This is a genomic window from Phenylobacterium sp. (assembly GCF_036402295.1).
GTDB lineage: Bacteria > Pseudomonadota > Alphaproteobacteria > Caulobacterales > Caulobacteraceae > Phenylobacterium.
On sequence record NZ_DASWTE010000349.1, the window covers coordinates 1 to 9,292 of the forward strand.

General features: G+C 70.3%; 9 protein-coding genes. 3 read left to right on the forward strand and 6 right to left on the reverse strand.

Annotated elements, in window-relative coordinates:
• Together ilvB and miaA are read right to left on the reverse strand one after the other, a co-directional pair.
• A partial coding sequence (ilvB, locus tag VGD44_RS20780) for a biosynthetic-type acetolactate synthase large subunit (RefSeq protein ID WP_331090291.1) occupies nucleotides 1-1,328 on the reverse strand: 1,328 nt, incomplete at its 3' end.
• Between the two features lie 169 nt (nucleotides 1,329-1,497).
• Nucleotides 1,498-2,427, reverse strand: coding sequence for a tRNA (adenosine(37)-N6)-dimethylallyltransferase MiaA (miaA, locus tag VGD44_RS20785; RefSeq protein WP_331090292.1), 930 nt, complete (start codon nucleotides 2,425-2,427; stop codon nucleotides 1,498-1,500).
• Here miaA and serB point away from each other — a divergent pair.
• Together serB and VGD44_RS20795 are read left to right on the forward strand one after the other, a co-directional pair.
• A complete protein-coding gene (gene serB / locus VGD44_RS20790) occupies nucleotides 2,426-3,316 on the forward strand; it encodes a phosphoserine phosphatase SerB (RefSeq protein WP_331090293.1) in 891 nt (296 codons plus the stop codon). The genes miaA and serB overlap by 2 nt on opposite strands.
• Before the next feature lie 48 nt (nucleotides 3,317-3,364).
• On the forward strand, nucleotides 3,365-4,024 hold the full coding sequence (locus tag VGD44_RS20795) for an HAD family phosphatase (RefSeq protein WP_331090294.1): 660 nt from the start codon (nucleotides 3,365-3,367) through the stop codon (nucleotides 4,022-4,024).
• Here VGD44_RS20795 and VGD44_RS20800 read toward each other — a convergent pair.
• The 3 genes from VGD44_RS20800 to hflK are packed head-to-tail and all read right to left on the reverse strand — an operon-like array spanning nucleotide 4,021 to nucleotide 6,416.
• On the reverse strand, nucleotides 4,021-4,296 hold the full coding sequence (locus VGD44_RS20800) for a UrcA family protein (protein ID WP_331090295.1): 276 nt from the start codon (nucleotides 4,294-4,296) through the stop codon (nucleotides 4,021-4,023). The two genes, VGD44_RS20795 and VGD44_RS20800, sit on opposite strands and share 4 nt — an antisense overlap.
• 60 nt (nucleotides 4,297-4,356) lie before the next feature.
• Nucleotides 4,357-5,265, reverse strand: coding sequence for a protease modulator HflC (locus VGD44_RS20805; protein ID WP_331090296.1), 909 nt, complete (start codon nucleotides 5,263-5,265; stop codon nucleotides 4,357-4,359).
• On the reverse strand, nucleotides 5,262-6,416 hold the full coding sequence (gene hflK / locus VGD44_RS20810) for an FtsH protease activity modulator HflK (protein ID WP_331090297.1): 1,155 nt from the start codon (nucleotides 6,414-6,416) through the stop codon (nucleotides 5,262-5,264). The genes VGD44_RS20805 and hflK overlap by 4 nt, the downstream gene beginning before the upstream one ends.
• Nucleotides 6,417-6,558: 142 nt before the next feature.
• On the opposite strand from hflK, the gene VGD44_RS20815 reads away from it, so the two are divergent.
• A complete protein-coding gene (locus VGD44_RS20815; RefSeq protein WP_331090298.1) occupies nucleotides 6,559-7,689 on the forward strand; it encodes an Mrp/NBP35 family ATP-binding protein in 1,131 nt (376 codons plus the stop codon).
• A 135-nt stretch (nucleotides 7,690-7,824) separates the two neighbouring features.
• On the opposite strand, the gene VGD44_RS20820 is transcribed toward VGD44_RS20815, so the two are convergent.
• Nucleotides 7,825-9,234 (reverse strand): MFS transporter, encoded by a 1,410-nt coding sequence (locus VGD44_RS20820; RefSeq protein WP_331090299.1) that lies wholly within the window; start codon nucleotides 9,232-9,234, stop codon nucleotides 7,825-7,827.
• Nucleotides 9,235-9,292: the final 58 nt, after the last annotated feature.

The window sequence follows — 9,292 nt, forward strand, 5'->3', positions numbered from 1 at the left end:
ACCGCCGCGGGCAGGCCGTAGCCCATGGTGCCCAGGCCGCCCGAGGTCATCCAGCGGTTGGGCTCCTCGAAACGGTAGAACTGGGCGGCCCACATCTGGTGCTGGCCGACCTCGGTGGTGATGTAGGTGTCGTGGTCCTTGGTCAGCGCGTAGAGCCGCTCTATCGCGTACTGCGGCTTGATGAACTGGGTGTCCGGCCGATAGGCGAACGACCGGCGCGCGCGCCAGCCGTCGATCTGGGTCCACCAGGTCTTCAGCGCGGCCTTGTCGGTCGCCAGGTTGCGGTTCTTCCAGGCGGCGATCAGGTCCTCGAGCACGCTGCCGGCATCGCCGACGATGCCGATGTCGGCCCGCACGTTCTTGCCGATGGAGCTGGCGTCCACGTCGATGTGGATCTTCTTCGAGGTGGGGGCGAAGGCGTCGAGGCGGCCGGTCACCCGGTCGTCGAAGCGGGCGCCGATGGCCACCATCACGTCGCAGTCGTGCATGGCGTTGTTGGCTTCGAAGCTGCCGTGCATGCCCAGCATGCCCAGCCACTGGTCGTTGGACGCCGGGAAGGCGCCCAGGCCCATCAGCGTCGACGTGACCGGCGCGCCGATCAGAGCGGCGAACTCACGGAGCAGCGCGGCCGCCCGCGGCCCCGAGTTGATGACGCCGCCGCCGGTGTAGAGGATCGGCTTCTTCGCCCTGGCGATCAGCGCCACCGCCTCGGCGATCTTGGCCGCGTCGCCCTTCACCTTCGGGGCGTAGTTGTGGACGTGCTTCACCTCGTTCGGGCCCTGGTAGGCGCCCTTGGCGAACTGCACGTCCTTCGGGATGTCGATGACGACCGGGCCCGGCCGGCCCGAGGTGGCGATGTGGAACGCCTCGTGGATGATCCGCGGCAGGTCGGCCACGTCCTTCACCAGGTAGTTGTGCTTGGTGCAGGGCCGCGTGATCCCGATCGTGTCGCACTCCTGGAAGGCGTCGGTGCCGATCAGGTGCGTGGCGACCTGGCCGGTGATCACGATCATCGGGATGGAGTCCATCAGCGCGTCGACGATACCCGTGACGGCGTTGGTCGCGCCGGGCCCAGAGGTGACCAGCACGACGCCCGGCTTCCCGGTGGAGCGCGCATAGCCCTCTGCGGCGTGCGTCGCGCCCTGCTCATGGCGGACCAGCACGTGCTGCAGCTTCGGCTCGGCGAAGAGCGCGTCGTAGATCGGCAGAACCGCGCCGCCCGGATAGCCGAAAAGCACCTCTACGCCCTGGTCGATGAGGGCGCGCACGACCATCTCGGCGCCCGAGAGGGTCGTGGTTTCAGCTTCGATCGTCTGGTGGGCGGACATGGGGGAGGGCCTGGGCTGAAGATAATAAAAAAGGCCCGCGAAGGGGCCTGGGCAAGCGACCGATCGGTCCTGACGATGACGTCAGTCCGTTACGGTCGCCTTACGAGTACGAGAATGGTGCGCACGAGATTTCCCGCGATTGATCGGAACGGGCTTTCGCATGCCCCGGCTAGGCCGTCAAGGCGGGGTTCAGCGCAAGAAACTGCCTCCAATGGTCGCGGGGGTCCAGGCCGGTGAGCCTCGGCCATTCGGCCATCTGCCCGCGCATCCACGTCGTCTGGCGCTTGGCGTAGCGGCGGGTCTCCTGCTGGGCGGCGGCGAGCGCGGCCTCCAGTGTCGTCTCGCCGCGCAGATGGGCGGCCAGCTCGCGCATGCCCACGGCCTTCATTGCCGGCAGGTCGGGGTCGAGGTTGCGGGCCATCAGCGCGCGCACTTCGTCCAGCGCACCGAGCTCCACCATGCCGACGAGGCGCGCGTCGCAGCGGGCGTAGAGGGCGGCCCGCGGCGGATCGATGGCGACGCCGGTCCAGCTGCCGGCGGGCAGGGCGCCCTCCGCCCGCGCCTGATGGTCGCTGAGCGAGGTCCCGGTGGCGACGTAGACCTCCCACGCCCGCGCCAGCCGCTGGCGGTCGCCGGGCGCGATGCGGGCGGCCGCCGCAGGGTCTGCCTTGGCCAGGCGCGCCCGGAACGCCTCTTCGCCCAACGCCTCGAACTCCACGCCGGCGGCCCGGCGTACGTCCGCGGCCACGGCCGGGATCTCAGCCAGGCCGTGGGTCAGCGCCCGGAAGTAGAGGCCCGTGCCGCCGACCACCACCGCGTCGCGGCCGCGCGCGCGGATGTCGGCGATGATCTCCGTGGCCGCCCGCAGCCAGCGGCCGACCGACCAACCGTCGGCCGGATCGACGGCTCCGAAGAGGTGATGCGGCGCTTGGCTGCGCTCCTCCGGCGGCGGCCCGGCGGTCAGCACGCGCAGGCCGGCGTAGAGTTGCATGGAGTCCGCATTGACGATCTCGCCGCCCACGGCTTCGGCCAGGGAGAGGGCCAGGGCCGACTTGCCGCTTGCGGTGGGTCCGGCGATCAGCCAGATGCGGCCCGTCATGGAACTCGTCCTCACCCTCGTCAGTCCCGACGCCGCCACCGTGGCCGCCGCCGCCGATCGCGCGAAGGCAGCGCTCGCAGGCGCTGGCATGGCCGTCAAGGCGCCGAAGCCACTGGGCGAGGGCGCCTTCGAGCTGCCGCTGCTGGCCGACCTCGAGGCCGTCCAGGCGATCGTCGCGACCGAGCTCGACGGGCTGCCGGTCGACACCTGCGTGCAGGCGGCGGCGGGCCGGAAGAAGCGCCTGCTGGTGGCCGACATGGACTCGACCATCATCAACGTCGAGTGCCTGGACGAGCTCGCCGACTTCGCGGGGCTGAAGGCCGAGATCAGCGCCATCACCGAGCGCGCCATGCGCGGCGAGCTCGCCTTCGAGGGCGCGCTGCGCGAGCGGGTGGGCATGCTGAAGGGCCTCGCCACCACCGCGCTCCAGCAGGCCTACGACGAGCGCGTCCGCCTGAACCCCGGCGCCCGCACCCTGGTCCGCACCATGGCGGCGAACGGCGCCCGCTGCGCGTTGGTCTCGGGAGGCTTCACCTTCTTCACCAGCCGTGTGGCCGACGCCGCAGGCTTCCACCTCAACCGCGCGAACACCCTGATCGAGGACGCCGGGGCCCTGACCGGCCAGGTGCGCGATCCGATCCTCGGTAAGGCGGCCAAGCTGGCGGCGCTCGAGGAGGAGGCCGCGGACCTCGGTGTGCCGCTCTCAGCCACCCTGGCGGTCGGTGATGGCGCCAACGACCTCGCCATGATCCAGGCCGCCGGCCTGGGCGTGGCCTACCGCGCCAAGCCCATCGTCGCCGCCCAGGCCCACGCCAAGGTGGACCACGCCGACCTGACCGCGCTGCTCTACTTCCAGGGCTACACGGCCGACGCCTTCGTCATCGACTGAGCACCGGCTCTGGCTTGGGTCTGCACGCCGAGTCGGTTATCTCGCGCCATGGCTCTCCCGCGTCCCGTCAAAGCCGTGGTCTTCGACATGGACGGCCTGCTCGTCGACACCGAGACGGTGGTGTTCCGCGCCATGCAGCGGGCGGCCGACGCCATCGACGCCGAGATGCCGTTTGCGACCTTCCAGCGGATGGTCGGCCTGCAGCACGCGGCCAGCGACCTGATCCTGGTCGAGCACTTCGGCCCGAGCTTCGACCTTCAGGCGTGGTCCGCCGCCGTCAGCGGCCACTTCCGCGAGGAGCTGGCCGCCGGCATCGCGCTGAAGGCCGGGGCCGCGGAGATCCTGGACGCCTTGGATGCGCTGGGCCTGCCGCGCGCCATTGCCACGTCGTCCAGCCTGGAGAGCGTGCAGGCGAGCCTCGGCCCGCACAGCCTGGTCGACCGCTTCCACGCGCTGATCACCCGCGACGTGCAGACGAAGGGCAAGCCGCACCCCGAGCCCTTCCTGAAGGCGGCTCAGGCTCTGGCCGTCGACCCGGCCGACTGCCTGGCTCTGGAGGACAGCCATAACGGCGTCCGCGCCGCCTCGGCGGCCGGCATGATGACGGTCATGGTGCCCGACATGCTGGATCCCACCGAGGAGATGGAAACCCTCTGCGTCCGCATCGCCCGCGACCTGCACGAAGTGCGGGGCTGGCTGCTGGGCTAGACGTCCACGTCCAGGCCGCGGCGGCTGAGCGCGGTGGCGACGGCGTTGCGCCGGCACTTCCAGGCGCGGCCTTCGTTGCCCGGGAACAGCGGCGAAGTGGTGCGCGCGCAGAGCGCGCGGGCCGTCATGTTCAGCCGTCGCAGCAGGGCTGCGTCCCCGGCGTCGCGCTTCATCTCCAGCCGCACGGCGAGCAGGGTCTGGCGCGAAACCGCAGCGGTGGCGGGCGTCGCGGCGACGGCCAGCGCGAGGGCTATGAGAGCGAGGCGGACCATGGAGCCTCCCGGCAGGGACTCCCGAGATACTACGCGCGTAATTTCAATGGTCAAGCTGTCTCAGCGTCGCGCGCCGCCACCCGTAGGCCCGCGCTCGAAATAGCGGAAGAACGCGCTGTCCGGCGACAGGACCAGCGTGGTCTGTCCGTCGGCCAGGCTCTGCTCATAGGCCTGCATCGAGCGGAAGAACGCCGCGAACGACGGGTCGCGCCCGAAGCTGTTGGCGAAGATCCGCGTCCGCTGCGCATCGCCCTGGCCCATGATCTCGCCCTGCTGTTCGCGCGCGGTGGCCAGCGTGATGGCGACCTCCTTGTCGGCCTCGGCGATGATCTCGCGCTTCTGCTGCTCGCCGCCGGCCCGCAGCCGAGCGGCCTCCTGCTGCCGTGCGGTCTGCATGCGGCGGAAGATGAAGTCCCGGTTCTGGCTGGGAAGATCCGCGCGCCGCATGCGCAGGTCGATGATCTGCACCCCCAGGCGCGAGGCCTTGGCGCGGCGGTCCACGTCGGCGCGGGCCTGCTGCATCAGCTGCGCGCGCCGTCCCGAGACGATGTCCGGCTGGCTGGCCGAGCCCAGAATCTGCCGCAGCGACGAGTTGACCAGGCGCTCCAGCCGGTCGGCCGCCGTCCGCTCGTCCCGCAGGGCCGTGTAGAACTGGAGCGGGTCGGTGATCCGGTAGCGGATGAAGGCGTCCACCACGAGGCGCTGCTGGCCCGAGGTGATCACCTCCTCCTGGCCGGCCTCGAGGGCGATGTTGCGGCGGTCGAACTTCACCACCTGCTGCACGAACGGGACCTTGAGGTTCAGGCCCGCGCCGCCCTGGCCGGGCGCATGGATCGTCCGCACCGGGCTTCCGAAGCTCAGCACGATGGCCTGTTCGCTCTGCTTCACGATGAACAGGGTCTGCGTGAGCAGGACCAGGACGCCGAAGGCGGCGACGAGGACGGCGATGGCCCGCGAGTTCATCGTCATTGGCCGCTCCTCCGCTCGGCCGGCCCCGGACCCGGGGTTACGACCTGCGCCTGTGGAATGGGCGTCTGCGTCTTCGGCCGGAAGACATCGGGCGGCAGGATGATCGGTGCGCTGGCACCCTTGGAGTCGATGACGACCTTGTTCGACGACTGCAGGATCCGCTGCATGGTCTCGATGTAGAGGCGGTCGCGGGTGACCCCGGGGGCGCGCCGGTACTCGCCGTGGATCTGGTTGAAGCGCGCCGCCTCGCCCTGCGCCTCGCGCACGGCCTGTTCGCGGTAGCCCTCAGCCGCCTGGATGATCTTGGCCGCGTCGCCCTTGGCCTCGTTGACCACCCGGTTCTTGTAGGTGTTGGCTTCGTTGACGGCCGACTCCGCGTCCTGTTCGGCGCTTTGCACGTCGCGGAACGCCGCGACCACTTCCGGCGGAGGGTTGGCGCGGCTGATCTGTACCTCCACGACGGTGATGCCGGCGCCCCAGCTGTCCAGGGTGCGCTGCATAAGCTCCGCCGTCTCGCGCTGGACCTGCCCGCGGCCGGTCGAGAGGATCGGCTGCAGCGAGGACTTGCCCACGATCTCGCGCATGGCGCTTTCCGCGGCGGTCTTCACCGATTCCTGCCCGTCGCGGATGCCGAACAGGTAGGCGGCCGGGTCGGCCACGCGCCAGGTCACCGTGAAGTCGAGGTCGATGATCTGCTCGTCGCCCGTGAGCATCAGCCCCTCGCTGGGCGCGTCCGCGTTGGGCGTGCCCCCGACCTCGGTCTTGTTCAGCGTCGTGAACGGCACCTTCTCGACGTCCTGGATCGGCGCCGGCAGGTGGTAGTTCAGGCCCGGGCTGGTCCGCCCGCTGTAGGCGCCGAAGGTGGTGACGATGCCCACCTCGTTGGAACCCACTTGATAGATGCCCGACGCCAGCCAGGCCGCCACGAGGCCGCCGCCGATCAGCGCGATCACGCGCCCGCGTGGCCGTCCGCCCGGCCCGTTGAACAGGTCGCGGAGGCGGTTGTTCAGCTGTTCGAAGCCGGCATTGAAGTCAGGTCCGCCGGGCCGCCGCGGGCCGCCGCCGGACGGTCGTCGGGGCTGGTCGCGCCGATCGTCGCCACCCGACGGCGAACCCCACGGCCCAGGGTTGGCGTTATCGTTCCAAGGCATCAGGCGAGCGAGCTCAAGCGGGACCTTACGCAGTCTGTGAGCCGGGTTCCTTAAAGCCCGTTGCGGACTTGTAAACCGGCGCTGTCAGCCGGATATGAGACGCCCACCCCAACAAGCGCAAGACCGAGGCAAATATAGCGGCATGAGCGAAGGCCCCGACCGGACCGCGATCCTGAAGGCGCTGGACGGCGTGATCGACCCGAAGTCGGGCAAAGGCCTGACCAGCGCGGGCCTCGTGCGCGGCCTCGTCCTGCGCGGCGGCCGCGCGGCCTTCATGCTGGAAGTGGCGCCCGCCGACATCGAACTCTACCGCGGCGTGCGCGACCGCGCCGAGGAGATCCTCGCCGAAGCCGACGGGGTCGAGATCGCCCAGGTGGTGCTGACCACGGAGCTGCAGGCGCCTTCGATGCCCAGCCTGAAGGTGACGCCGCGCCGCCAGGCCCCGCCGCCGGGCGGAGCCGGGCGGCCCCGCGTCGCCGAGGATCCGCAGGCCCAGCTGCATCCCATGGTCGACGCGGTGAAGCCGCCGCACGTGAACAAGGTGATCGCCATCGCCTCGGGCAAGGGCGGCGTGGGCAAGTCCACGGTCTCGGTGAACCTCGCGGCCGCCTTCGCCAGGCTGGGCAAGCGCGTGGGCCTGCTGGACGCCGACATCTACGGCCCGTCGGCGCCCACCATGCTGGGAATCGAGGGCGAGCCGACCTTCGACGCGGAGAAGCGTCTCAACCCGATGGAGGCCTGGGGCGTGAAGGTGATGTCCATCGGCTTCATCGTCGAGCCGGGCACGGCCAACATCTGGCGTGGGCCGATGGCGTCGTCGGCGCTGCGCAGCTTGCTGAATTCCAACTGGGGCACGGAAGCCGAGCCGCTGGACGTGCTGATCATCGACCTGCCGCCCGGCACCGGCGACATCCAGCTGACCCTGGTCCAGAAGCTGAAGATGGACGGCGTGGTGATCGTCTCGACGCCCCAGGAGATCGCCCTGATCGACGCGCGCCGCGCCGCCACCATGTTCGAGAAGACCGGCGCGCCGATCCTCGGCGTGGTCGAGAACATGGCCTACTTCGCCGACTCGTCGGGCGCGAAGGTGCCGATCTTCGGGACCGGCGGCGCGCGGGCCGAGGCCGAGCGGCTGGGCGTGCCGCTGCTGGCCGAGATCCCCATCGAGGTGCCGCTGCGCGAGGCCTGCGACGCCGGTCGGCCGCTGGTTGCGGTCAACACCGAGAGCGCCGCGGCGAAGGCCTTCCTCGAGCTCGCGAAGAAGCTGGCCTGACTTCCGCTCATCCCGGCGAATGCCGGGACCCAGATCTCAACGCTTGGAGGCGGTATCGGAGAGGCTCCGAGCCCCAGAGCCCACATCTGAGCATCTCCATCTGGGTCCCGGCATTCGCCGGGATGAGCGGTTATTTCAGGTCGCTTCTCTCGGAACCGCCCCATTGGGGACCGAGCCGGCCGGCGGGCCCGCACTGAGCTGGGCGTCGCGTTCGGCGAGCTGGCGGCGGATCTCATGCGCTCGCGCCGCGGTCAGCGGATAGCCGATGAAGCAGGCGGCCCCCAACGCCAGGAACACGATCGGCCCGGCCAGGAACGCCCAGGTGAGGCCGGTCAGCGCCTCGGGCGTGTTGCCGTGCCCCAGCTTCGGGTCGTAACCGATCTCGGCGAGCAGCGGGTAGGTGATGATGATCGAGCCGGCGAGCGCGATCTTGCTGGTCGACGTGGTCAGCGAGAAGAGCAGGCCTGCCCGCTCCTTGCCCTGCCGAAGCCGGATGTCGTCAGCCACGTCGGCCACCATGGCGCGGATCAGCGCCGTGAAGCCCGCCGCCACGAAGCCGGTGACGAAGTTCGTGGGGATGCTGGCGTAGACGTTGCCCTTGGGCAGGAACAGCAGGCTGACCAGCGCCAGCGAGTAGACGGCCGTCGACAGCATCGCAGCGCGGTGCTTGCCGATCCGGGTGGCCACCCAGCCCGCGGTCGGCGCGCCGACCAGGCCTGCAATGATGTAGAAGACCAGCAGGATGTTCGCCTGGCCGGTGGTGAACTGCATCACGTCGCGGCTGAAGAACAGGAACAGCGCCGCCATCCACCCGGGTCCCAGCACCAGGCACAGGTCGGCCAGCAGGATGCGCGCCATGCTGGGGTTGGTGATGAGCTCGAGGTAGTCGCGCGCCCGGAACTTCTGGCCGGGCGGCTCGGGCGCGATGGTCTCGGGTGTGCGCCAGATGACGATGGCCGCCGAGATCGGCGCCAGCGCGATGATGTACCAGATCATCGCCCGCACGCCCTCGGCGTCGCTGTAGCCGGCGTTCTCCATCACGATCGGGATCGCCAGCACGCCCAGGGCGCCGATCACGCCCACGCCGCCCATGATTCCGAAGATCCGCGCCCGGTCGTTGTAGCTGTGGGCGAGTGTCGCGCCCCAGGCGGCGTGCGAGAGGATGAGGATGGAGATGCCGAGGTACATCACCATCAGCCAGGCGATCAGGTAGCCCACGCCCACGCCCGGGTTGGCGCCCAGCAGCATGAAGAGCCCCAGCATCAGGAGCGGCGCCCCGATTACCGTCCAGACGCGGTAGCGGCCCCAGCGGCTGCGCGTGCGGTCCATCAGGATGCCCAGCGCCGGCTCGATGGGGATGTCGATGGTTCGGCAGGTGGCGAAGGCGGCCGCCACCACGACCAGGGGCACGCCGATGCTGGCGGCGAAATAGGCCGGCATGTGCACCGTGATCGCCAGCACCACGGCGGCGATCGGCAGGCTGGTCGCCGAGAAGGCGAGGGTGCGGCCGAGCGACAGCGGGGCGTCAGCGGCGGGAGCGGTCATCGGGCGGGTCCGGGCGCGGTCATCTCTTCGCCGGTCAGGCCCTCGAGGGCGCCGGCGG

What these genes read in the sequence shown, in the direction of transcription:
- serB (WP_331090293.1), top strand. Translation starts at nt 2,426, where the DNA reads ATGGAACTCGTCCTCACCCTCGTCAGTCCCGACGCCGCCACCGTGGCC.
- miaA (WP_331090292.1), bottom strand. Translation starts at nt 2,427, where the DNA reads ATGACGGGCCGCATCTGGCTGATCGCCGGACCCACCGCAAGCGGCAAG.
- VGD44_RS20795 (WP_331090294.1), top strand. Translation starts at nt 3,365, where the DNA reads ATGGCTCTCCCGCGTCCCGTCAAAGCCGTGGTCTTCGACATGGACGGC.
- VGD44_RS20800 (WP_331090295.1), bottom strand. Translation starts at nt 4,296, where the DNA reads ATGGTCCGCCTCGCTCTCATAGCCCTCGCGCTGGCCGTCGCCGCGACG.
- VGD44_RS20805 (WP_331090296.1), bottom strand. Translation starts at nt 5,265, where the DNA reads ATGACGATGAACTCGCGGGCCATCGCCGTCCTCGTCGCCGCCTTCGGC.
- hflK (WP_331090297.1), bottom strand. Translation starts at nt 6,416, where the DNA reads ATGCCTTGGAACGATAACGCCAACCCTGGGCCGTGGGGTTCGCCGTCG.
- VGD44_RS20815 (WP_331090298.1), top strand. Translation starts at nt 6,559, where the DNA reads ATGAGCGAAGGCCCCGACCGGACCGCGATCCTGAAGGCGCTGGACGGC.
- VGD44_RS20820 (WP_331090299.1), bottom strand. Translation starts at nt 9,234, where the DNA reads ATGACCGCTCCCGCCGCTGACGCCCCGCTGTCGCTCGGCCGCACCCTC.